Origin of the sequence: Pseudomonas sp. PLB05, from assembly GCF_021106615.1 — a bacterium.
Lineage (GTDB): Bacteria > Pseudomonadota > Gammaproteobacteria > Pseudomonadales > Pseudomonadaceae > Chryseomonas > Chryseomonas benzopyrenica.
Genome location: NZ_JAJOHO010000004.1, coordinates 422,679 through 446,138 on the forward strand (window position 1 = coordinate 422,679; position 23,460 = coordinate 446,138).

Annotated in this window: 20 protein-coding genes; 18 read left to right on the plus strand and 2 right to left on the minus strand. The window is 67.4% G+C overall.

Translation table 11 applies throughout. From position 1 onward, the window contains the following. The first annotated feature begins 14 nt into the window (after positions 1 to 14). The 13 genes from glnE (at position 15) to LRS53_RS19860 (ending at position 15,956) form a co-directional block, all read left to right on the plus strand. A complete protein-coding gene (gene glnE / locus LRS53_RS19800; RefSeq protein ID WP_231357053.1) occupies positions 15 to 2,975 on the plus strand; it encodes a bifunctional [glutamate--ammonia ligase]-adenylyl-L-tyrosine phosphorylase/[glutamate--ammonia-ligase] adenylyltransferase in 2,961 nt (986 codons plus the stop codon). 113 nt (positions 2,976 to 3,088) lie between these two features. Next, positions 3,089 to 4,123: a lipopolysaccharide heptosyltransferase II gene (gene waaF, locus LRS53_RS19805; protein ID WP_231357054.1), complete on the plus strand. Its 1,035-nt coding sequence runs from the start codon at positions 3,089 to 3,091 to the stop codon at positions 4,121 to 4,123. Further along, positions 4,124 to 5,131 (plus strand): lipopolysaccharide heptosyltransferase I, encoded by a 1,008-nt coding sequence (gene waaC, locus LRS53_RS19810; protein WP_017640104.1) that lies wholly within the window; start codon positions 4,124 to 4,126, stop codon positions 5,129 to 5,131. Next, positions 5,128 to 6,246 (plus strand): glycosyltransferase family 4 protein, encoded by a 1,119-nt coding sequence (locus tag LRS53_RS19815; protein WP_231357055.1) that lies wholly within the window; start codon positions 5,128 to 5,130, stop codon positions 6,244 to 6,246. Before waaC ends, LRS53_RS19815 begins: the two co-directional genes overlap by 4 nt. After that, on the plus strand, positions 6,243 to 7,049 hold the full coding sequence (rfaP, locus tag LRS53_RS19820; RefSeq protein ID WP_231357056.1) for a lipopolysaccharide core heptose(I) kinase RfaP: 807 nt from the start codon (positions 6,243 to 6,245) through the stop codon (positions 7,047 to 7,049). Before LRS53_RS19815 ends, rfaP begins: the two co-directional genes overlap by 4 nt. Further along, positions 7,049 to 7,780 carry a lipopolysaccharide kinase InaA family protein gene (locus LRS53_RS19825; protein ID WP_231357057.1) on the plus strand — a complete coding sequence of 244 codons (732 nt, stop codon included), beginning with the start codon at positions 7,049 to 7,051 and terminating at the stop codon, positions 7,778 to 7,780. Before rfaP ends, LRS53_RS19825 begins: the two co-directional genes overlap by 1 nt. Further along, positions 7,777 to 8,532, plus strand: coding sequence for a lipopolysaccharide kinase InaA family protein (locus LRS53_RS19830; protein WP_231357058.1), 756 nt, complete (start codon positions 7,777 to 7,779; stop codon positions 8,530 to 8,532). The genes LRS53_RS19825 and LRS53_RS19830 overlap by 4 nt, the downstream gene beginning before the upstream one ends. Then, a complete protein-coding gene (locus LRS53_RS19835) occupies positions 8,529 to 9,950 on the plus strand; it encodes a lipopolysaccharide kinase InaA family protein (RefSeq protein WP_231357059.1) in 1,422 nt (473 codons plus the stop codon). The genes LRS53_RS19830 and LRS53_RS19835 overlap by 4 nt, the downstream gene beginning before the upstream one ends. Before the next feature lie 187 nt (positions 9,951 to 10,137). Then, entirely contained in the window at positions 10,138 to 11,880 is a 1,743-nt protein-coding gene (locus LRS53_RS19840; RefSeq protein ID WP_231357060.1) for a carbamoyltransferase family protein, read from the plus strand. Next, a complete protein-coding gene (locus LRS53_RS19845; RefSeq protein ID WP_231357061.1) occupies positions 11,877 to 13,010 on the plus strand; it encodes a glycosyltransferase in 1,134 nt (377 codons plus the stop codon). The genes LRS53_RS19840 and LRS53_RS19845 overlap by 4 nt, the downstream gene beginning before the upstream one ends. After that, positions 13,007 to 13,966, plus strand: coding sequence for a glycosyltransferase family protein (locus LRS53_RS19850; RefSeq protein WP_231357062.1), 960 nt, complete (start codon positions 13,007 to 13,009; stop codon positions 13,964 to 13,966). Before LRS53_RS19845 ends, LRS53_RS19850 begins: the two co-directional genes overlap by 4 nt. A 50-nt stretch (positions 13,967 to 14,016) precedes the next feature. Continuing rightward, on the plus strand, positions 14,017 to 14,778 hold the full coding sequence (locus LRS53_RS19855) for a glycosyltransferase family 2 protein (RefSeq protein ID WP_231357063.1): 762 nt from the start codon (positions 14,017 to 14,019) through the stop codon (positions 14,776 to 14,778). A 5-nt stretch (positions 14,779 to 14,783) separates the two neighbouring features. Beyond that, a complete protein-coding gene (locus LRS53_RS19860) occupies positions 14,784 to 15,956 on the plus strand; it encodes an O-antigen ligase family protein (RefSeq protein WP_231357064.1) in 1,173 nt (390 codons plus the stop codon). Position 15,957: 1 nt separating this feature from the next. On the opposite strand, the gene LRS53_RS19865 is transcribed toward LRS53_RS19860, so the two are convergent. After that, a complete protein-coding gene (locus LRS53_RS19865) occupies positions 15,958 to 16,599 on the minus strand; it encodes a lipopolysaccharide kinase InaA family protein (protein WP_231357065.1) in 642 nt (213 codons plus the stop codon). Positions 16,600 to 16,716: 117 nt separating this feature from the next. Here LRS53_RS19865 and LRS53_RS19870 point away from each other — a divergent pair, with 117 nt between their 5' ends. Both LRS53_RS19870 and LRS53_RS19875 read left to right on the plus strand, forming a co-directional pair. Next, positions 16,717 to 17,766, plus strand: a complete 1,050-nt coding sequence (locus LRS53_RS19870; protein WP_231357066.1) for a hypothetical protein — start codon at positions 16,717 to 16,719, stop codon at positions 17,764 to 17,766. Positions 17,767 to 17,788: 22 nt separating this feature from the next. Then, positions 17,789 to 18,628: a hypothetical protein gene (locus tag LRS53_RS19875; RefSeq protein ID WP_231357067.1), complete on the plus strand. Its 840-nt coding sequence runs from the start codon at positions 17,789 to 17,791 to the stop codon at positions 18,626 to 18,628. Here LRS53_RS19875 and LRS53_RS19880 read toward each other — a convergent pair. Then, the gene (locus tag LRS53_RS19880) at positions 18,603 to 19,199 is read right to left on the minus strand and encodes a serine acetyltransferase (RefSeq protein WP_017640118.1); all 597 of its coding nucleotides are present in this window, start codon (positions 19,197 to 19,199) and stop codon (positions 18,603 to 18,605) included. The two genes, LRS53_RS19875 and LRS53_RS19880, sit on opposite strands and share 26 nt — an antisense overlap. Before the next feature lie 104 nt (positions 19,200 to 19,303). Here LRS53_RS19880 and msbA point away from each other — a divergent pair, with 104 nt between their 5' ends. Genes msbA through LRS53_RS19895 form a run of 3 tightly spaced genes read left to right on the plus strand, consistent with a single transcriptional unit; the run spans position 19,304 to position 23,421 of the window. Further along, positions 19,304 to 21,118 (plus strand): lipid A export permease/ATP-binding protein MsbA, encoded by a 1,815-nt coding sequence (msbA, locus tag LRS53_RS19885; RefSeq protein ID WP_231357068.1) that lies wholly within the window; start codon positions 19,304 to 19,306, stop codon positions 21,116 to 21,118. Then, positions 21,108 to 22,004: a GNAT family N-acetyltransferase gene (locus LRS53_RS19890; protein WP_064307355.1), complete on the plus strand. Its 897-nt coding sequence runs from the start codon at positions 21,108 to 21,110 to the stop codon at positions 22,002 to 22,004. Before msbA ends, LRS53_RS19890 begins: the two co-directional genes overlap by 11 nt. A 1-nt stretch (position 22,005) precedes the next feature. Further along, the gene (locus LRS53_RS19895; protein WP_231357069.1) at positions 22,006 to 23,421 is read left to right on the plus strand and encodes a PIG-L deacetylase family protein; all 1,416 of its coding nucleotides are present in this window, start codon (positions 22,006 to 22,008) and stop codon (positions 23,419 to 23,421) included. The last annotated feature ends 39 nt before the right edge of the window (positions 23,422 to 23,460 follow it).

Genomic DNA, 23,460 nt, shown 5'->3' on the forward strand with positions numbered 1-23,460 from the left:
GCGCAGGACTGCCCATGATACCCCTCCTTCGTCCCGATCTGCCTCCGACTCTCGTCGCATGTGCCGAGCTCGCCGACCGGCGTCTGGCCGACGCCCTGGCCCCGCTGCCCGCGGCGGCCGCCCGCCAGGCAGACTGGTCCGCGCCGCTGCGCGCCGAGTGGCGGCGGGTGGCCGCTCTCAGTGACTTCGTCGTCGAGCAGTTCTGCCGCCTGCCCGAGCCCTGCCTGGCATTGGTCGACAGTGGCGATCTGGAGCTGTCACTGGCACCGGGCGAGATGGCGCAGCGGTTGCGCGAGGCGCTCGTCGATTGCCCGGACGAGGCCGAGCTGGGGCGCCGGTTGCGGCGGTTCCGCATGTTGCAGCAGGTGCGCATCGTCTGGCGCGACCTGACTCGCCGGGCCGATCTGGTGGAGACCTGCCGCGACCTCAGCGAGCTGGCCGATGCCTGCATCGACCAGGCCTGCGCCTGGCTCTACGCCCAGCAGTGCGCCCAGTTCGGCGTGCCGACCGGGCGCCACAGCGGCCAGCCACAGCAACTGGTGGTGCTGGGCATGGGCAAGCTGGGCGCGGGGGAATTGAATCTGTCCTCCGATATCGACCTGATCTTCGCCTATGGCGAGGCCGGGGAGACCCGCGGCGCACGGCGCGAGCAGGACAACCAGGAATTCTTCACCCGCCTCGGGCAGCGCCTGATCAAGGCGCTGGATGCCACCACGGTGGAGGGCTTCGTCTTCCGCGTCGACATGCGCTTGCGGCCCTATGGCAGCGCCGGCGCCCTGGTGCTGAGCTTTGCCGCCATGGAACTCTATTACCAAGACCAGGGCCGCGACTGGGAACGCTACGCCATGATCAAGGCACGGGTGGTCGGCGGCGACCAGGTCAGCGGCGCCGAGCTGCTGACCCTGCTGCGACCCTTCGTCTATCGGCGCTATCTGGATTTTTCCGCCATCGAAGCCCTGCGCAGCATGAAGCAGCTGATTCGCCAGGAGGTGCGCCGACGCGGCATGACCGACAACGTCAAGCTGGGTGCGGGCGGTATCCGTGAGGTGGAGTTCATCGCCCAGGCCTACCAGCTGATCCACGGCGGGCGTGATCCGGCGCTGCAACAGCGATCGCTGCTCAGGGTACTGACCAGTCTGCGCGAGCGCGACTATCTGCCGGCCGCGGCCGAAGCCGAGCTCCGCGAGGGCTACTGCTTCCTGCGCTATGTCGAGCATGGGCTGCAGGCCATCGCCGACCAGCAGACCCAGACCCTGCCGGTGGATCCCCAGGGGCGGGCGCGGGTGGCCTTCCTCATGGGCTATGCCGACTGGGATGAATTCAGCGCGGCGCTCGACGCCTGGCGCAGCCGCATCGACTGGCATTTCCAGCAGACCATCGCCGATCCCGAGGAGGAGACCCAGAGCGCCGAGCTGGAAGACAGCTGGCTGCCGCTGTGGGAAGACCTGCTCGACCCCGAGGAGTCCCTGGCGCGACTGCGCGAGGCGGGCTTCCAGGCGCCGGAGCAGGCGCTGGAACTGCTGGCCAGCCTGCGTGCCAGTGGCCAGGTGCGCGCCATGCAGCGCGCCGGTCGCGAACGCCTGGATGCCTTCATGCCGCGGCTGCTGGATGCGGTCAGTGCCGACGAGCAACCCGATCGCGCCCTGGAGCGGGTGCTGCCACTGGTGGAGGCGGTGGCGCGACGCTCCGCCTACCTGGTCCTGCTCAGCGAGAATCCGCCGGCCCTGGCGCGGCTGCTGGAACTCTGCGGGGCCAGTGCCTGGGTGGCCGAGCAGATCGCCCGCTATCCAGCGTTGCTCGACGAATTGCTCAACGAGGGTCGGCTCTACCATCCGCCGCAGAAGCCTGAGTTGGCTGCCGAATTGCGCGAACGTCTGATGCGCCTGCCCGAAGAGGACCTGGAGCAGCAGATGGACGTGCTGCGCCACTTCAAGCGCGCCCACAGCCTGCGGGTGGCGGCGGCGGAGATCGCCGGCAGCCTGCCGCTGATGAAGGTCAGCGACTACCTGACCTGGCTGGCCGAGGTGATCCTCGAAGAGGTGTTCGGCCTGGCTTGGCGCCAGCTGGTGCAGCGCCATGGCACGCCGCAGCGGCGCGACGGCTCGCCCTGCCAGCCGGACTTCATCGTCGTCGGCTACGGCAAGGTCGGCGGCATCGAGCTGGGCCACGGCTCGGACCTCGACCTGGTGTTCATCCACGACGCCGATCCCCTGGCCGAGACCGATGGCGCCAAGCCCATGGATGGCGCCCAGTTCTTCAATCGCCTCGGCCAGCGCATCATCCATCTGCTCACCACCACTACCCCGGTGGGCACCCTCTACGAGGTGGACATGCGCTTGCGGCCGTCCGGCGCGGCGGGGCTGCTGGTGAGCTCGCTGGAGGCCTTCGAGCGCTACCAGCAGAGCGAGGCCTGGACCTGGGAACACCAGGCGCTGGTGCGCGCGCGGGTGGTGGCGGGTTGCCCGCGGCTTGGCGAGCGCTTCGACGCGGTGCGGGCGCGCATCCTCGGTCGGCAGCGGGAGCTGGCGACCCTGCAGGCCGACGTGGCCGGCATGCGCGACAAGATGCTCGACAACCTCGGCACCGCGGTGACCGCCGGCGGACTGGGGCCGAACGCGCGCCGGCCGGAGCAGCGCTTCGACCTCAAGCAGGATGCCGGCGGTATCGTCGATATCGAATTTATGGTCCAATATGCCGTTCTGGCCTGGTCGTGGCAGCATCCCGAATTGCTGCGTTTTCCCGACAACATCCGCATCCTGGAATCCCTCGAAGCGGCTGGTCTGGTACCGGCCACGGACGCCATTGCCCTGCGCGAAGCCTACAAGGTCTACCGCGCCGCGCTGCACCGCCTGGTGCTGCAGAAGCAGCCGGGCAAGGTGCCGGCCGACGGCTTTCTCGCCGAGCGCGACGAAGTGCGCCGTATCTGGCACGGCCTGGGGCTGGACACGCCGTCCGGCAATCCGGCCACCTTTTAGGCCGTCATCAGTAAGGAGAGGCAAGATGTCGATGTCCGTGCGCGAGCTTTCGATCAGGCCGGGCCTGAGGGAGTGGGAGTCGGCCACCCGCTAGGTGCCGATCGCCTTCCAGCATGAATATTCTGATCATCGGACCCAGTTGGGTCGGCGACATGGTGATGGCGCAGACCCTCTTCGTCTGCCTAAAGCGCCAGCATCCCGACTGCCAAATCGACGTCCTCGCCCCCGAGTGGAGTCGCCCGCTGCTCGAGCGCATGCCCGAGGTGCGCGAAGCCCTGAGCTTTCCCCTCGGCCACGGCGCCTTCGAACTGGCCACCCGCCGGCGCATCGGCCAGCAGCTGCGCGGTCGCTATGACCACGCGATCCTGTTGCCCAACTCGCTAAAATCGGCGCTGGTGCCCTATTTCGCCGGCATCCCCAAGCGTACCGGCTGGCGCGGCGAGATGAGATTCGGCCTGCTCAACGACATCCGCACCCTCGACAAGGCGCGCTATCCGCTGATGATCGAGCGCTTCATGGCGCTGGCTTACGCGCCCGGTGCGGAGTTGCCCAAACCCTATCCCAAGCCACGGCTGGCCATCGACCCGGTCAGCCGCGACGCCGCCCTGGAGCGCTTCGGCCTAAGTCTGGACCGGCCGGTGTTGGCGCTCTGCCCGGGCGCCGAGTTCGGCGAGGCCAAGCGCTGGCCGGCCGAGCACTATGCCGCCGTGGCCGATGCGCGGCTGCGCCAGGGCTGGCAGGTCTGGCTGTTCGGCTCGCAGAAGGATGCCCCCGGTGGCGAAGAGATTCGCGAGTGGGTCACCCCCGGTTTCGAGGAAGATGTCTACAACCTGGCCGGGCGTACTTCCCTGGCCGAGGCCATCGACCTGCTTTCCTGTGCCGGTGCGGTCATCAGCAACGATTCCGGTCTGATGCACGTGGCCGCTGCCCTGGATCGCCCGCTGGTGGCGGTCTATGGCTCCACCTCGCCGGGCTTCACGCCGCCGCTGGCCAGCCAGGTCGAGGTGGTGCGCCTGGGGCTGGAGTGCAGTCCCTGCTTCGACCGTACCTGCCGCTTCGGCCATTACGATTGCCTGCGCCTGCTGCAGCCGAGCCTGGTGCAGGAGGCGCTCGGCCGCCTGGTCGCCGATCCGATCGAGGTGGACTAGATGCGCGTGCTGCTGATCAAGACCTCCTCCCTCGGCGATGTCATCCATACCCTGCCGGCGCTGACCGATGCGGCCCGGGCCATTCCCGGCATCTGCTTCGACTGGGTGGTGGAGGAGGGCTTCGCCGAGATTCCCGCCTGGCACCCGGCCGTGAGCCAGGTGATTCCGGTGGCCCTGCGTCGCTGGCGCAAGCAGCCCTTTTCCGCCTGGGCCAGTGGCGAGTGGGGCGAATTCAAGAGTCGCGTGCGCGAGCAGCGCTATGACCGGGTGATCGACGCCCAGGGCCTGCTCAAGAGCGCCTGGCTGACTCGTTACGCCGAGGCGCCGGTCGCCGGTCTCGACCGCAACTCCGCCCGCGAGCCCCTGGCCAGCCGCTTCTATGACGAGCGCTATCACGTCGCCAAGGGGCAGCACGCCCTGGAGCGGATCCGCCAGCTGTTCGCCCAGGCGCTGGACTATCCACTGCCGGCGGGCGTGGGTGATTACGGCTTGGACCGGCAACGCCTGGCCGGCCCCAACGAGACGCCCTATGTGGTATTCCTGCACGGCACCACCTGGGTCAGCAAGCACTGGCCCGAAGCGCACTGGCGCGAACTGGCCGAACGCATGAGCCAGCTGGACTGGCCGGTGCGACTGCTGTGGGGCAACGAGGCGGAACATGCCCGCGCCGAGCGCATCGCCGACGGCCTCGACGGCGTCCAGGTGCTGCCGCGCCTGAATCTCGCCGGGGTGGCCAAGGTGCTGGCCGGCGCCCGGGCGTGCGTGGCGGTGGATACCGGCCTCGGTCATCTGGCCGCCGCCCTGGACGTGCCCACCGTCTCGCTCTATGGCCCGACCAGTCCGAAGAAGGTCGGTGCCTATGGCCGCGCCCAGGTGCACCTGAGTGCCGTGGGCCTGGATGGCACCGACGAGCCGCGCGATCAGCCCGCCGCGAGTCTGGCCGCCCTGACCCCGGAGCGGGTCGAACTGGAACTGGAAACCCTGCTGTTGGAAGACCTCCCCGCATGACCCTGGCTTTCGTGCTCTACAAGTACTTTCCCTTTGGCGGCCTGCAGCGGGACTTCCTGCGCATCGCCCAGGAGTGCCAGCGCCGGGGCCATGCCATCCGCGTCTACACCTTGATCTGGGAAGGCCCGGTGCCTGAGGGCTTCGACGTGCGGGTGGCTAGGGTCAGCGCCCTGTTCAATCACCGGCGCAACGAGAAATTCCACGCCTGGCTGCAGGCCGACCTCGCCCGCGATCCGGTGGATCGGGTGATCGGCTTCAACAAGATGCCGGGGCTGGACGTCTATTACGCCGCCGATCCCTGCTTCGAGGACAAGGCCCAGACCCTGCGCAATCCGCTCTATCGCCAGTGGGGCCGCTATCGCCATTTCGCCGAATACGAACGCGCGGTGTTCGCCCCCGAGTCGTCGACCGAGATCCTGATGATCTCCGAGGTGCAGCAGCCGTTGTTCGTCAAGCACTATGGGACGCCTGCACCGCGCTTCCACCTCTTGCCGCCGGGCATCGCCGCCGATCGCCGTGCGCCGGCCAATGCCGCCGAGATCCGCGCCGACTTCCGGCACGAATTCGGCCTGGAGGAGGGCGAGTTGTTGCTGGTACAGATCGGTTCCGGCTTCAAGACCAAGGGCCTGGATCGTAGTCTGCGCGCCCTGGCATCCCTGCCCAAGGAGTTGCGCAAGCGCACCCGGCTGTTCGCCATCGGCCAGGACGACCCCAAGCCCTTCCTGCTGCAGGCCAAGGCCCTGGGCGTGAGCGATCGCGTCCAGATCCTCAAGGGCCGTAGCGACATCCCGCGCTTCCTGCTCGGCGCCGATCTGCTGATCCATCCGGCCTACAACGAGAACACCGGCACCGTGCTGCTGGAGGCGCTGGTCGCCGGGCTGCCGGTGCTGGTCACCGACGTTTGCGGCTATGCCCACTACATCGACGAGGCCCGCGCCGGCGCGGTGGTGCCGTCGCCTTTCGTCCAGGAGACTCTGGACCGGATGCTCGCCGAACTGCTGGCCGATCCCGAGCGCCGCGCGGTGCAGGGTCGCAACGGCCTGGCCTTCGCCGACAGCGCCGATCTCTATTCGCTTCCCGAGCGCGCCGCCGATGTCATCCTGGGGGTGGCATGACCCTGGAATTGCGTGAGCCCTTCGCCAGCCTCTGGGCCGGCCAGGATCCCTTCGTCGCCGTGGAGGCCTTGCAGGGTCAGGTCTATCGCGAGCTGGACGGGCGCCGTACCCTGCGCACCGAGGTGGCCGGGCGGGGTTACTTCGTCAAGATCCACCGCGGCATCGGCTGGGGCGAGATCGCCAAGAATCTGCTGCAGGCCAAGCAGCCGGTGTTGGGCGCGCGCCAGGAATGGCAGGCCATCGAGCGCCTGCACCAGGTCGGCGTGCCGACCATGACCGCGGTAGCCTTTGGCGAGCGCGGCGCCAATCCGGCGACCCAGCACTCCTTCATCATTACCGAGGAGCTGGCCCCCACCGTCAGCCTCGAAGACTTCAGCCTCGACTGGGTCCGCCAGCCGCCCGAGCCCCTGCTCAAGCGGGCGCTGATCGCCGAGGTGGCGCGCATGACCGGTGCGATGCACCGGGCCGGTGTCAACCATCGCGACTGCTACATCTGCCATTTCCTGCTCGACACCGCCCAGCCGGTCACCGTGGCCAATCTGCGACTCTGGCTGATCGACCTGCACCGCGCCCAGTGCCGCGCCCAGGTGCCCCGGCGCTGGCGCGACAAGGACCTGGCCGGGCTGTATTTCTCCGCCCTGGGCATCGGCTTGACGCGACGTGACTTCCTGCGCTTCCTGCAGGGCTACTTCCAGCGGCCGCTGCGCGAGATCCTGCGCGACGAGGCGCCGCTGCTGGCGCGGCTGGAACGCAAGGCCGCCGCCTTGCTGGAGCGCAAGGAACGCTACGGGGACCGCCTCTGATGGCTGACTGGCGCATCGATTCCAGCGTCGCCCACCTGCCCGAATTTGCGACGCTGGACGCGGTGTTCGCCCTTGCCGGCGAACGCCTGACCAGCGATCCGCTGTCGGAAGTGGTACGCATCGAGCGCGACGGCATCCGCTACTACGTCAAGCGCTACCACGGCGCCGGCAAGGGGCTGCGGCGCTATGTCGGGCGGCCGCGGGTCAAGGCCGAATGGCAGAATCTCAAGCGTTTCGCCAAGTGGGGCATCGCTACCGCGCCGGTGGTGGCCTGGGGGATGGAGCGCTCTCCCCGGGGGTTCACCCGTGGCGCCATGATCACCCGCGAGATTCCCGATACCCTGGATCTCGCCGAACTGGCCCGGCGCGAGGATCCGCGGCTGCGCGACCGGGTCTGGGTGGACAAGGTCAGTCGTCAGCTGGCCGCGGCGACCCGTACCCTGCACGATCACCATTTCGTCCACAACGATCTCAAGTGGCGCAACCTGCTGGTGGATGGCCAGGGCGTGCTCTATCTCATCGACTGCCCGGCCGGCGCCTTCTGGGTCGGCCACTGGTTGCGCTGGCGCATCGTCAAGGACCTGGCCTGCCTGGACAAGGTGGCCAAGTACCAGCTGTCACGCACCCAACGCCTCCGGTTCTATCTGCAATACCGCGGTCGCGCGCGCCTCAGCGACAACGACAAGGGGCGCATCCGCGAGGTGCTGGACTATTTCAAGGGGCGGGAATGAACGAGGTATGGGCGGCCGAGGATCGGGCCGTGCTGGCCGGCCAGGGCTTGGACAGCTTCGCAGCGCTGTGGGCGCTGGAGCTGACCGCGGTGGACGAACCCAACCAGGGACGCGGCGGTTTCAGCCAGGTGTTTCGCCTTGACGTTAACGGTCATGGCTACTACCTCAAGCGCCAGTGCGACTACCTGACCCGCACCCTGGCCCGCCCGCTGGGCGAGCCGACCTTCGCCCGCGAGAGCCGCAATATCCGCCGCTACGCCGAGCGCGGCATCCCGGCGCTGGAGCTGGCCTATTACGGCGAGCGCCGCGACGACCAGGGCTGGCGTGCCATCCTGCTGACCCGGGCGCTGGATGACTGGCGCGATCTGGACAGCTGGCTGCGTGTCTGGACGCACCTGGCCCCCGAGGAGCGCCAGGCGGTGCTGGTCGCCGTCGGCGAACTGGCGCGCCAGCTGCACGGCGCCGGCCAGGTGCACGGCTGCTTCTATCCCAAGCATCTGTTCCTGCAGCGTCAGGGCGAAGGCCTGACCGCGCGGCTGATCGATCTGGAAAAGACCCGGCCGCTGCTGTTCGGCCGGCGCGATCGCCTGCGCGATCTCGAACCCCTGCTGCGCCGCGCGCCGCAATGGAGCGAGCAGGACATCGCCCGCCTGCTGGCGAGCTATCTGGACCAGCCGCTGGACAGCGTCGCCGTGCGCGACTGGAGTCGGCGTCTGGCCGGGCGTCGCCGCCAAAAGGAGCGCAAGGCATGACCCTGGAGCAACTGACCAAGGCCGGTCGTGCGCTGACCCTGCCGTTGCGCATCGAACTGCCCAGTGGCGAGTTGGAACTGCTGTCGCTGCTCAGGGTGCTGCCCGGTCAGCGCTATGTCGGCGAGGCCCGCTGGCAGGGCCGGCGAGTGCTGGCCAAGCTGCTGGTCGGCGAGCGCGCGAGTCGGCAATTCGCCCGCGAGCGTGAGGGCTGTCGCCTGCTGGCGGCAGCCGCGGCGGCGACTCCCGCGCTGCTGGACAGCGGCGAGGCGAGCGGGCAGGGCGCCTGGTTGCTGTTCGACTTCATCGAGGCGGCGCCCAGCGTCGAGCACCTCTGGCAGCGGATCGCTGGCGAGCCGCCCCTGTCTCCCGCGCAGAACGACCTGCTCGGCGCGGCCCTCGCCACCCTGGCGCGGTTGCACGCCCAGGGCCTCTGGCAGGCCGATCTGCACCTGGACAACCTGCTGGTCAAGGACGGCGCCGCCCTGGTCATAGACGCGGCGGACATCCAGGCCGAGACCGTCGGCCAGCCGCTGTCCCAGGCCCGGGTGCAGGAGAATCTGGCGGTGTTCTTCGCCCAGCTGCCCGCCACCCTGGATGCCCAGCTGGAAGAGCTGCTGATCCACTACCTGCTGGTCAATGCCGAACACGCCCTGCGCCTGGAGGCCCTGCTGGCGCGCACCGCCGAGATTCGTCGCTGGCGCCTGGCCGACTACCTCAAGAAGAGCGGCCGGGAGTGCACCCTGTTCGCCGTCACCCGCAGCGCCTTTGGCCTGATCGCCGTGCGACGCACCTGGCTGAATCGCCTGGAAGGCCTGCTGGCCGATCCCGATGCGGCCCTGGCCGGTCTGCCGACCTTCAAGGACGGCGGCGCCGCCACCGTGGCCCGGCTGCAGTGGCAGGGTCAGGACCTGGTGCTCAAGCGATACAACATCAAGGGCTTCGGCCACTGGCTGACGCGCTTCTGGCGGCCGAGCCGGGCCTGGCACAGCTGGCGCGAAGGGCACCGGCTGCGCTTCCTTGGTATTCCCACCCCCGAGCCCCTGGCCGTGCGCGAGCGCCGCTTTCTCGGCCTGCGCGGGCGGGCCTATCTGGTGACGCCCTTCGTCGACGGGCCCAATCTGCTGGAGCGCTTCGCGCCCTATGTGGATGCCGCGCCGCCGGCGGCCGAGCTGAAGGCCCTGCTGGCGCTGGTCGACGCCCTGCGTCGCGAGCGCCTCGGCCATGGCGATTTCAAGGGCACCAACCTGATCTGGCATGAAGGCCGCTGGCTGGTGATCGATCTCGACGTCTTCCAGGCCCATGCCAGCGACCGCGCCTATGCCAGCGCCTATGCCCGCGACCGCGCCCGGCTGCTGCGCAACTGGCCGGCCGACAGCGCCCTGCATCGCCTGCTCGACGAGCGCCTGCCGCCGGCCTGATCGCCGACCCACCATCTGTACCGGGGCTGAATCGCCGTGCGCTAGGCCCCGCTCCGGCGTGCGGCCATTACCCGTGGCCTGCCTGAACGGCTATAATTCGCCGTTTTTAAGGCGAGGCGGGCCTGCAGCGGCCTCGCGAAACCCCGGCGAACTCCTCTTGGCTTCGCCCTGTACAGAGGCTTTACCTGTGTCCCTGACCGTCCTTGGCCTGTCCGGCGCCCTCAGCCACGATCCCTCCGCCGCGCTCTATATCGACGGCAAGCTGATCGCCGCGGTGGAAGAAGAACGCTTCGTACGCGACAAGCATGCCAAGAATCGCATGCCCTACGAGTCGGCCAAGTTCTGCCTGGAGCAGGCCGGGATCACCCCCGCCGATGTCGACGTGGTGGCCATCCCCTATGCGCCCATCAGTCTCTTCGGCGAAGCCCGCTGGCACTACGCCAAGCGCTACGCCTACGCCCCGGATCGCGCCCTGGACGCCATCCTGTTCGGCAATCGCCGCTACCACCGCTACCAGAAGCGCATCGAGTGGTGCCTGGTACAGCTCGGCTTCGACCTGAAGAAGGTCAAGCTCGAAGCCGTCGAGCACCACCTGGCCCATGCCTCCAGTGCCTATCACTGCTCGGGTTTCAGCGAAAAGACCGCGATCCTCGGCATCGACGGCAAGGGTGAGTACGCCACCACCTTCTTCGGCTACGGCGAGAACGGCAAGATCCACAAGATCAAGGAGTTCTACGACCCGGACTCCCTGGGTGGCCTCTATGGCGCCCTCACCGAATTCCTCGGCTTCGAGATGCTCGACGGCGAATTCAAGGTCATGGGCATGGCGCCCTATGGCGATGCCAGCAAGTACGATTTCTCGCGCCTAGCGAAATTCGAGAACGGCGAGCTGATCATCAACACCGACTACGCCAACGTCATCGGCTTCCGTCGCTACAAGGAAAAGGGCAAGGGCTACTATTTCTCGCCCAAGCTGATCGAGTGGCTGGGGCCCAAGCGTGAAGGCGACATCGCCGACGATCCCTACATCCACTACGCCGCCAGCATGCAGGCACTGTTCGAACGCCTGGCGCTGGAGATGATGGACTACTATCTGGGCGACATCATCCGCCAGACCGGCAAGCTCGCCTTTGCCGGCGGCTGCGCGCTCAACGTCAAGCTCAACCAGAAGATCATCGCCCGTCCCGAGGTCAAGGAGCTGTTCGTCCAGCCCGCCTCGGGCGACGCCGGCACCGCCGTCGGCGCTGCCGCCTACGTCTCCCACGCCCGTGGCGTGCCGGTGGAGAAGATGGAGCACGTCTATCTCGGCCCCGGCTACAGCAACGAAGACGTCATCGCCGCCTGCGCCCGCCATCCCAATGCGCCCAAGTGGGAGCGGATCGACAACATGCCCCAGCGCATCGCCGAGATCATGGTGGCCGGCAATCCGGTGGCCTGGTTCCAGGGTCGCCTGGAATTCGGTCCGCGCGCCCTGGGCGGTCGCTCCATCATCGGCTGCCCCAGCGTGCCGGGCGTGGCCGACCGCATCAACGCCCAGATCAAGTTCCGCGAGCGCTGGCGGCCGTTCTGCCCGTCCATGCTCGATACCGTGGCGCCGCAGATGCTCAAGGTCGATCATCCTTCGCCCTTCATGACCTTTACCTTCGAGGTCAACGAAGAGTGGAAGAACCGGGTGCCCGAGGTGGTCCACGAAGACGGTACCTCCCGCGCCCAGGTGCTGGAGCGCCGGCACAATCCGCGCTGGTACGACCTCATGGTCGAGCTGGAGAAGCTCACCGGCAACGGCGTCTCCCTCAACACCTCGCTCAACCGCCGCGGCGAACCCATGGTCTGCTCGCCCACCGATGCCCTGAACATGTTCTTCGGCTCGGATCTGCAGTACCTGATCATGGAAGACATCCTGGTGGTCAAGGAGGGGGCTAGCGTATGACGCGTTCCGCCGAACCGCGGGTGCTGCAGTTCTGTCACGGCTACGACGGTCCCTTCCTCGACTGCGCCCGCCAGACCGCCAGCCTCTTCGCGGGCAGCGGCTATCGCGTCACCACGGTCTTTCTCACCGGCACCGCCGACGCCGAGGTAGCGGCCGGCTGCGGCAGCGACGAGGTGCTGTTCCTGGAGTATTCCTCGCGCGACGTGCGCGGGCTCAAGCTCGGCGCCATTCAGGCGCTGCGCGAGATCGTCCGTTCGCGGGGCATCCGCTTCGTCATCGCCCATAGATTCAAGCCGATCTGGATCGCCTGCCTGGCCACCAATCTGCCGGTGATCGGCGTGCACCATGCCTTTGGCGACTATGACCGGCTCGGCCGGCGGCTGTTCGCCAAGCTGATGAGCAAGCGCCTGACGCTCCTGGCAGTCTCCGATGCGGTGCGCGACGAGATCCGCCAGCGCCTCAAGGACTGGCCGGCCGAGCGTATCGAGACCCTCTACAACCGCCTGGATGTCGAGGCGGTGGAGCGCGAGCTGCTGCCGGCCGATCAGGCCCGCGCCGAGCTCAAGCTGCCCCAGGAGGCCTGGATCGTCGGCAACGTCGGCCGCCTGCATCCGGACAAGGACCAGGCCACTCTGTTGCGCGGCTTCGCCGCCGCCTTGCCGAATCTACCGGCCAATGCCCTGCTGGCGATTCTCGGCAAGGGCCGCCTGGAAGACGACCTCAAGGACCTGGCCCGCGAGCTGGCCATCGCCGACCGGGTACTGTTTCTCGGCCAGGTGGAAGGCGCCCGACGCTACTTCAAGGCCTTCGATGTCTTCGCCCTGAGTTCCGATCACGAGCCCTTCGGCATGGTCCTGCTGGAAGCCATGGCCGCCGGCGTGCCGCTGATCGCCACCTCCTGCGGTGGCGCCCGGGAGATCGTCGAAGGCGTCGGCTTCCTCTTTCCCCTGGGCGATGCCGAAGCCCTCGGCCAGGGGCTGCAGCACCTGGGTCGTCTGGCACCGAGCCAGCGACGCGCCTGCGTGCAGCACATGCGCGAGCGCCTGGCCGAACGCTTCTCCGACGCGGCCGTGCGCCGTGACTTCTGGCGCCTGCCGATGGCCGCCGCCTTCAAGGCCCCGGCGCCGTGAAAGTCCTGTTCCTGGTCCAGAAGGAGCAACGCATCCTGCTGGACCACTTCTATGCCAGCATCGCCGTCCACTGCGACTGCGACCTGCGCTGGCTGAGCGACGAGGAACAGGCCGACCTGCGCGGCTATTTCCGCCGCGCCGTGCCCCAGCCCGAGCAATACGACCGCATCCTGCTGTTCCTGCGATTCAAGAAGCAGCTCAAACAGGTCTCGTTCATCCGCAGCCTGCCCAATCTGGTGGAGCTGGAACACGACGCCTACCAGAATTTCATTCCCTGCAAATACACCGGCAAGTTCAGTCGCTACTACCAGGCCATGCCCCACGTCCGGGTGCTGGTCTCCGGCGCCGGCGTAGCGCGGCGGCTGCAGGAGGAGGGGGTGGACGCCCACTTCGTGCCCAAGGGCTATGACGACAGCCGCCTGCACGACCTGGGTGTCGAGCGCGACATCGAACTGGGCTTCGTCGGCAGCCTGGGCAGCGTGGCCTACAGCGGCCGCAAGCAGCTGCTGGAAGACCTGGCCAAGGTCGAGCCGCTGCTGATCACCAAGACCCGCTCGGGCGACGAATACCTGCAGACCCTCAACCGCATCCGCTTCTTTGTCGGCGCCGATGTCGGCATGGGCGAATACATGATCAAGAACTTCGAGGCCATGGCCTGCGGCTGCGTGCTCTTCACCTTCGATCAGGGCGAAGAAGAGAACCGGGCGCTGGGTTTCGAGGATGGCGTCAACGTGGTGCTCTATCGCTCGCTGGACGAATTGCGCGAGAAACTCGCCCGGCTGCGCGGGGACCCGGCGCACGCTGCGGCCATCGCCAGAGCTGGAGAGGCCCTGGCGCGTCACTCTTTCGCTTTCGGCCACTTGGGTGAGCGCATCGTTTCGGCTATAACCCCAGCGCTGCGACCGGCAGTGGCTCCCGGGTTCCTGCACCGCCTGCTGGGCAGGCTGGGACGCTGATGCGCCGCACTAGGTCCGGCTTTCGACTCCACTGGCAGAAAGGGTAGAACGTGCAGTTTTCCGCCGACAGCGACATCTCTGTGGTCGTCACCAGCTGCGGGCGCTTCGACCTGCTCCGGCAGACGCTGGCGACCTTCGACGAATTCAACACCGCGCCCATCCGCCGGGTCTTCATCACCGAGGACTCCGGCGACGAAGCGGTACGGGACTGCATCCCCGCCCATTGGCGCGAACACACCGAGTTCATCGTCAACAATCCCAAGCTTGGCCAGATGCGCAGTGTCGACGCCGCCTATGGTCGGGTCGAGACCAATTGGATCTTCCACTGCGAAGACGACTGGGCCTTCTATCGCCCCGGCTTCATCGAGGATTCCCAGGCGTTGCTGGAGGCCGATCCCCAGGCGCTGCAGGTCTGGCTGCGCAGCCATGCCCATGACCTGGCGATCCACAGCCCCTACGTCTATCTCAAGCCGCGGCAGGTGCATGCCGGCATCGCCTTCCATGAAGTCGGCTCGCACAAGCCCGAATGGCAGGGCTTTTCCTTCAATCCCGGTCTGCGCCGGCGTGCCGACTATCTGTTACACGCCCCCTATGGCGACCTGAGCGGCGAGAAGGAGCTGTCCCGACGCTATGCCGACGCCCATCGCCATGCGCTGATCCTGGAAAACGATGCCGTGCTGCACACCGGCTTCGGCCAGCACGTGATCAGCGACAAGGACCGCAACGACAAGCAGAAGCGTCGGCGGATGGAACGCATCAAACTGGCACTGGCCTTCCTGGTCGGTGCACTCCTGGGAGCCCTGTTGTGGTGACACCCTTGCTCGATCGCCTGCAGCAGAGCCGCTATTTCACCCTGGCGGTGTTGGTGTTCATGGCCGCCTACCTGTGCATCCCCACGGCCAAGCTGATCAACAGCTACTACTATGCGGCGATCGCCCTGCCGGCGCTGATCCTCTTCGTCCTGCGGCCGCGCTTGATCGACTGGCGCTCGCCGCTGCTGCTGCTCTGGCTGGTGTTTCTCGCCTGGTTCATCGTGCCGGGAGTGCGGGCCGAAGAGGGACAGTTCTTCAAGCATATTCTCTATGTGCTGCTGTTCGTGCTGACCGTGGCCTGCCTGGTGGATGGCGATTTCTTCCGCCGGCCCGGCTTCGTGCGCCTGGCGTTCTGGGTCGTCTGCGCCTATGCCGTGGGCTCCAGCCTGGTGTTCTGGCTCACCGGCCACTATGCGGTCGGCCAGCGGGTCATCCATTTGCCGGGACGCATCTCCAATCCCATCTATGTGAGCATCTGGATGGTCTGCCTGGGCGGCCTGGCCGCGCCCACCTGGATCCGCGAGCGGCGCTGGATCGAGTTGCTGGCGGCGGTGGTGGTCAGCATCGTCGTCATCTCCTTCGCTCTGCAGACCCGTACCGGCCTGGTGGGCATCGGCTTCCTGGCCGCCCTCGGCGTGCTCTTCGCCTTTCCGCGCTTTCCGCTGCGCACCCTGGCGCTGGTCGCCCTGGTCAGTGCCCTCATCGCCGGAGTGGTCCAGGTGGTGCATACCGAAGCCTGGTTCGTCGCCTTCTGGGGCCGGGCGGATTCCGGACGCATCGAGCTGTTCCACTTCATGATCAAGGACTGGGAGTCCTGCGGCTGGTGGCTGGGCTGCGGCCTGGGTTACCAGAGTCACGACCTGCTGCATGGCACCGAGGCCATCCAGCACCCGCATAACATCTTCGTCTCCTTCGGCATCTACACCGGCCTGGTGTCGCTGCTGATCTTCGGCGTGCTGATGCTGGCCAGCCTGGGCGCGGCTCTGCGCCAGCGCGATCCCTGGGGACTCTATCTGGCCGTGGCGCTGCTGATGCTCAACTTCGACGGCGCCAAGCTGATCGGCAATCCGGACGAGTTGTGGCCGCTGGTGCTGTTGCCCGCGGCGATGATCGTCGGGGCCGAGGTGCAGCGCCGGCGCAAGCTGGCGCTGGGACAGGCGGTGCCGGTCCAGCCCTGATCTAGTCCTGCAGCTGCCGGTCGAGTTCGCGCCAGTCCAGGGGCTGGCGGCAGGCTTCGGCATAGGCCCTGAGGAAGGGTTCGCGACCGGGTTCGAACAGCCAGTCGCGGTCCTCGCTGTAGCGCAGCAGGTGATGGAAGTTGCGCACCCGCAGGCGCAGCGGCAGGCGCCGCGCATGGCAGCGCAGATCGGCGATGTCGATCAGGCCCAGCTCGCCGTCGGGCGTCAGCACCACGTTGCCCAGATGCAGCGACCGGAAGTAGACGCCGCTGTCATGCAGTTCAGCGATGAAGCCACCTAGGGCAGGGCGCAGCGCCGTGGCCTGGGGCGAGTTGCGCAGTTGCCGCAGGGTGTCACCCGGCAGCGGGCTGTAGTGCACCAGGTCGCGCTGCAGCGAGGCGGCGCGATAGACCTCCAGCACCCGCGGACAGGGAATGCCGCGTTCGGCCAGCTGGCGGGCGTTGTCGGCGAAGCGCTGGGCATAGGGAAACAGAGCGGCCGAGGTCAGCAGCCGTTTGCGGCGGAACAGCTTGAGGTAGCTGCCATCGGTGAGGCGCAGGACCTTGTCGCCGTGGTGGTCGGCTTCCACTACCTGGGCGGCGTCGCGCAGTTCGAGATAGCGCGAATGTTCGAGAGGCTTCATGCAGGACCCGTCAACGTCAGGGCGAGCATGTTACCCGAAGGTGGCAGGCTGTGAAGTGACCCTTACGCCCTATCCTGCCGCTTGTTGTTAGAATCGACTTTTTGCCGGCACTCTTACATGCGCCCAACACGTCAACTCCTGTACTTCGTCTATGGCGGTGCTCAGGCCTATCGGCAGGAGCTGAAGTTCAGCCTGCTGAGCGTGCTGCATTGGCGGCAGCAGCAGGACATCGCCATCCGTATCCTGACCGACCGGCCACAGGACTATCGCGACTGGCCGGTGGAAGTGCTGGCCATCGAGGGGACGACACTCAAGGCCTGGCAGGGGCAGCACGGCTATTTGCACCGCAGCAAGGCCTGCGCCATCGCCTGGGCACTGCCGCGGGCCGGCAAGACCCTTTTTCTGGACAGCGACACCGTGGTCCAGGCGCCCCTGGCTCCCCTGTTCGACGGAATCAATGACCAGCGCGGAGTCATGGATGTCGAGGAGTGGCCGTGGCGCAAGGCCCGCAGCCGCCCGGAGTTCGCCCGTTTCGCCGCTGCCCTGGCCGCGCGCGGACAAGAGCCAGCGGAGGACACCCGACTCTACAACAGCGGGGTCTGCGGTCTGGCCCGGACGCATCTGCCGCGAGTCGAGCGGGCCATTGCCCTGATCGATGACTGGCATGGCCACGACGAGGAGGTCCATACCCTGGAGCAGATCGCCCTGTCGTTCAGCCTGGCGGATCTGGCCATCAGCGAGGCCCGGGGATCCATTCGCCACTACTATGCGGAAAAGCGCTTTCTGCACTTCATGCTGGCGCACTTCTTCGAACGCTATGGCGAAGACTATTCCCCGACGCTGCAGAGCAGCTGGCAAGAGGTGCCCTTGACCAAGCCGCTGCCCGATGTCTGGACGCGGCTGCGGGTGAAGTGGCAACTGGCCGGACTGGACAAACAGCGCGCGAGCCTGGGACGCAAGCTGCTCTATGGCTGCCTGGCGACCCAGGACAGCTACGCCCGCTCCTGTCGCCACGTCTGGTGGGAGCGGGCCCTGAGCGAACGTCTGGGCGGCGGCGACCGCCAGGCCTTCGCCGAAGGCATCTGGCCCAACGACCTGCCGCGTCCGCACCTGGCCGACGAAGCCAGCGCGGCCCTCGACTACCTGCGCAAGCGAGTGCGCGGCTAGGCCGCCCTCTTCAGGAAACCCCATGCGAACGCTCTTTCTCGTCGTCCTCTATGGCTTGCGCCCCGGGGAGTCGGCCACCCTCGACAGTCTGCTGGCCCAGCCCCCGGCCAGCCTGCCGGCCGACAGTGCCCTGCTGGTCTGGAACAACGGTCCTCGGCCTCTGGAAGACGCCGAGCGGCAGCGCCTGCTGGCCGCGCCGGGCTGGGCGGAGGTGCTCATCCGGGAGGACGTCGGCAATCCACCCCTGAGTCGGGTCTACAACCTGGCGTTGCGGCAGGGCGCGGAGCGCCTGGTGATCTTCGACCAGGACACCGTGGTGGACGGGCGCTATCTGCAGGCGCTCGGCCAGGAGGCCGAGTTGCTGGTCCCCCTGGTGCTGGGGGCCGGCGCCATCCGCTATCCCCACCAGTACAAGGCGGTGGTGACCACCGAAGGACCTCTGGATCCCCAGGCCACCGTGACCATCAGTTCGGGCCTGTGCCTGACGCAGGGCCTGGCCGCGCGTATCGCGGCCCGCCACGGCGATGTCTTCGACGAGCGCTTCGCCCTCTATGGCGTCGATGTCTCCTTTTTCCTGCGCGTCCAGGCGCTGGCCCGGGAAGAGTCAGTCGAGCTGCTCTGCGCGGGCATCCTCGACCATTCGCTGTCCGAACTGGAAGCGGAAACCCCGGCCCAGCGGCGCTTTCGCGACATCGAGAAATTCTATGTCGCCCTGCTGCTGCGTCTGCACTACAAGGGCGCTTCCCGCGGCAAGGTGCTGCGCTACCTGGGGCGGCAGCTGCTAGGCAATCGTCTCTATCTGTATGGCGTGCTGCCGCGGATGCTGCGGACCATCCTCAGCGGGCGGCATCCCCGGGCGTAGCGCCCGGCAGCGGCCGGATCACCGCCTCGTGGCGGCTGTAGTAGAGGCTGTCGGCGGGGATGTCGCGCATCACCAGGGCGCCGGCCCCGATCACCACGTTGTCGCCGATGGTCAGGTGGTCGCCGACGATGCAGACGTGGGCGCCGAAGCTGACGTTGTCGCCGATGAAGATGCCGACGAGTTGCGCCGGATCGTCGCTCTTGATGCCGATGGTGGTGTGCTGACGGATCATCACGTTGCGCCCGATCACCGCCAGATTCGACACGCAGATGCCCATGCGATGGGGCAGGCGCAGCCCGGGCCCGATACGGGCGCCCAGCAGGATCTCGATGTTGTGCCGGCGGATCAGCCGGCGATTGATCCGCTCGGCCAGCTTGCGATAGTTGAGCAGGCCACGCGGGCGGCAGTAGAGGAATTGCGCCAGGCGATACCAGAACAGAAAGCTCGGACTCTCTCCCGCGGTGACGCGCCGGAGCAGACGCTTGAGTCGCAAGGGCTTGCCGGGTGCGTCCAGCACCTCCAGGCGCCAGTAATCCTTGAGTTCGGCGAAGGTGGCGATCAGCGGCGGCATGCTAGGTGTTCCGTGGCGGGGGAGGGCCAGCCTAGCGGAAAATCCCCTGGCTGGGTCAGCGGCGGGTGCGTGTTAACATGGCGCTTTTGCGTCACGACGAGACCATGAGCCAAGACTCCCCTGCGCAGACCTCCAGTCTGAAGATCTATTTCCGCCTGCTCGGCTACGTGCGGCCCTACATCGGCATGTTCGCCCTGAGTATCGTCGGCTTCCTGATCTTCGCTTCCACCCAGCCGATGCTGGCGGGCATCCTCAAGTACTTCGTCGATGGCCTGAACAATCCCAACGCCTCCATGTTCCCGGGCTGGCCCATCGTCGGTGGTCTGCACCTGGTGCAGGCGGTGCCGCTGATGATCATCCTCATCGCCGCCTGGCAGGGCGTCGGTTCCTTTCTCGGCAACTACTTCCTGGCGCGGGTCTCCCTCGGCCTGGTGCACGACCTGCGCGTGGCGCTGTTCAACCACATGCTGCGCCTGCCCAATCGCTATTTCGACGCCAACAATTCGGGCCACCTGATCTCGCGTATCACCTTCAACGTCACCATGGTGACCGGCGCCGCCACCGAGGCGATCAAGGTGGTGATCCGCGAGGGCATGACCGTGATCTTCCTGTTCGCCTCGCTGCTGTGGATGAACTGGAAGCTGACCCTGGTGATGGTGGCCATCCTGCCGCTGATCGCCCTGATGGTGACCAGCGCCAGTCGCAAGTTCCGCAAGCAGAGCAGCAAGATCCAGTCGGCCATGGGCGACGTCACCCACATCACCTCCGAGGCCATCCAGGGCTATCGGGTGGTGCGCAGCTTTGGCGGCGAAACCTACGAGCAGCAGCGCTTCCTCGATTCCAGCACCGCCAACACCGACAAGCAGCTGACCATGACCAAGACCGGCGCGGTCTATACGCCCATGCTGCAGCTGGTCATCTATTCGGCCATGGCGGTGCTGATGTTCCTGGTGCTCTGGCTGCGTGGCGAGGCCTCCGCCGGCGACCTGGTGGCCTACATCACCATGGCCGGCCTCTTGCCCAAGCCGATCCGCCAGCTTTCCGAAGTCAGCTCCACCATCCAGCGCGGCGTGGCCGGTGCGGAAAGCATCTTCGAGCAGCTCGACGAGCCCGCCGAGCGCGACGAAGGCCGCGAGGAGCGCGAGCGCGTCCAGGGTCGGCTGGAGGTGCGCAACCTGACCTTCCGCTATCCGGGTACCGAGAAAGCCGTGCTGGAAGGCATCGACTTCGTCGCCGAGCCCGGCCAGATGGTGGCCCTGGTGGGTCGCTCGGGCAGTGGCAAGTCGACCCTGGCCAATCTCATTCCGCGCTTCTACCAGCACGAACAGGGCAAGATCCTCCTCGACGGCCTGGAGATCCAGGACTATCGCCTGAACAACCTGCGCCGGCACATCGCCCTGGTGACCCAGCACGTCACCCTGTTCAACGACAGCGTCACCAATAACATCGCCTATGGCGATCTGGCCGGGGCGCCCATGGAGCAGGTCAAGGCGGCGGCTGAAGCGGCCTATGCGGACGAATTCATCCAGCGCCTGCCGCAGCAGTACGACACCCAGGTCGGCGAGAACGGCGTGCTGCTCTCCGGCGGTCAACGCCAGCGCCTGGCCATCGCCCGGGCGCTGCTGAAGAACGCGCCGCTGCTGATCCTCGACGAGGCCACCTCGGCGCTGGATACCGAGTCCGAGCGCCACATCCAGGCGGCGCTGGACCGGGTCATGCAGGGGCGCACCACCCTGGTGATCGCCCATCGCCTCTCCACCATCGAGAAGGCCGACCTGATCCTGGTGATGGACCATGGCCGCATCGTCGAGCGTGGCAGCCATGGCGAGCTGCTGGCGCTGAACGGCTACTATGCGCGCCTGCACGCCAAGCAATTCGAGGACGTCGCTCCCGCGGCGCCCGCGTCCCATGCTGAATAGCTTCCGTTTCTGGCGCGAACGCGGCTGGACGACGATTTCCGCGGCCGACTATGCCGCCACCTGGCAGCGCCATGGCGGCAGCGTCGCGACTCACCCCGAGATCGTCGCGCGTCTGGCCGAACTGGCCGGCATCCCGGTGCGCTACCTGGGCTGGCCCGGCGCGGACGGTCTGCAGGCCGCGGTACCCTGCTGGGGCCGTGAACTGGCGCTCTCGCGCAGCGTGCTGAAGAAGCGCCGCCAGCGCGCCCTGTTCGACCTGGGCAATGCCGAGATCATCCTGCCCGCTGCGCCGGGTAGTGCGGCGCCCCTGCGGCAGCGCGCCCGCTATCTGTCGCCACTGTGCGACGAGCGTTTCGCCGGTCTGCGTCGGCAGAGCGAAGAACTGGCCATGCTCCGCGAGCCGGAAGCCTGGTCGAAGAAATTCCGCTACAACCAGCGTCGCGAGCAGCGGCTCTTCGAAGATGCTGGCGGTCGTGCTGTACCCATGGCCGAGCTGGACAGCACCGAGCAGGCGCGGATCTATGCCGAGCTGTTCGAGGCGCGCTGGGGCTTCGAGGTCCCGGGTAAGGAGCGCCTGGCCGAGGTGTTCGCCCTGCTGCGGGAGTTCATGACCGGGTCGCTGCTCATGCTCGGCGAGCGCCCGGTGGCCATCCAGGTGCTCTATCGGGTGGAAGCGCCCGAATGGATCAGCGTCGAATACGTCAACGGCGGTGTCGACCCTGCTTCCAGCGACCTGAGTCCCGGCAGCGTCCTCACCTATTTGAATACCCAGGCCGCCTGGCAGGATGCCCGCGCCCTGGGCAAGGCCTTGCGCTATTCCTTCGGCCGCGCCGATCGCGACTACAAGGACCGCTGGTGCCATCGCGTCACCGTCTTCGAGAGCTGAGATGACCGCCCGCAAACAAGCCCTGCTCAAGCGTCACCGCCGTCACAAGCGGCTGGTCCTGGCGGTCATCGCCGTCGTGCTGCTCGGTTGCCTGGCGCTCGGGCCCTGGTGGAGCGCGCCGCTGCTGGCGCTGCTGGTCTGGCTCGGCCACGAGGCCTGGTTCGCCGACCATCTCTTCTATTCGCCGCGTGACAACTACAGCTACCAGTTCCCCACCGACACCCTGGTGTTGGGCCTGCATCTGCAGCACGGTCGCCTGGCCGCGGTGGAATTACCGCCGGGCGAGCTGACGCTGTTCCTGGAGTGCCGCCTGCGTGCCGGCTGGCTCGGCCGACTGCTGGATCCCCAGGTGCGGCTGCGGGCGGGCGACGATAGCGATCGCCAGGACTTCGAGCGTGGCGTGGCCGGGCGGCGCTATGTCAACCTCAGCGGCTATGCCGAGGCCCTGCGGCGTGGCGAGCTGCACCTCTGGACGCGCTTCTGTCGGCTGCAGGGCGAGTTGCGCCTGCATGTCTTCGCCCAGCCGGATCTACGCGAAAAAAGGGTAATGGTCATCGCGCCCCATGCCGACGATGCCGAGCTGGCCGCCTTCGGGCTCTACAGCCAGGCGCGGGAAGCCAGTATCGTCACCCTGACCCAGGGCGAGATCGAGGCCGAGCACTACCAGCGCCTGGGCCTCGACCGCCAGGCCGCGGCCCGGCTCAAGGGGCGGCTGCGTACCTGGGACAGTCTGGTCACGCCGCTGTGGGGCGGGGTACCGCCGGAGCGCTGCGTGCAGCTGGGCTACTACTGCCTGCAATTGCCGGCCATGCGCCAGGCACCGGAAGACGCCTTCGGCTCCCGCGAGTCCGGTGAGAGCGATGTGCGCAGCGCCCGGCGCCACAATCCCCTGCAACTGCCCGGCGATGTCGATGGCGCCCCCACCTGGCGTAATCTGGTGGCCGACCTGGTGGCGCTGCTGGAGCACTTTCGCCCCGAGGTGGTGGTGCTGCCGCATCCGCAGATCGATCCCCATGCCGATCACGTGGCCAGTACCCAGGCCCTGCGCGAGGCCTTGACGCTCAGTCAGTGGCAGCCCGAACTCGAACTGCTCTACGCCAACCACCTGCACGACAACGACCGCTGGCCCATGGGCCCAGCCGAAGGCGGCATCGCCCTGCCGCCGGCTATCGAGACGCCCGCGCCCCTGGTGCCCTGGAGTCCGCTGCTGACCCCCGAGCGGCGGCTGGACAAGGCCATGGCCCTGGGTATGCAGCACGACCTGCTGGTGCCGCTGCCGGCGAAGAAACGCTTGCGCCGCACCATCCAGTGGCTGCTGGCTGGACGCCGCTGGCCGCGCACCGGCGAGGACGAGTTCTTCCGCAAGGCCGTGCGCCGTCACGAGCTGTTCTGGATAAGCCGCCGCGACGAGCCCTGACCCCGGCGTCTCCCGCCGGCAGGCGCTTCCGGGGCGCCT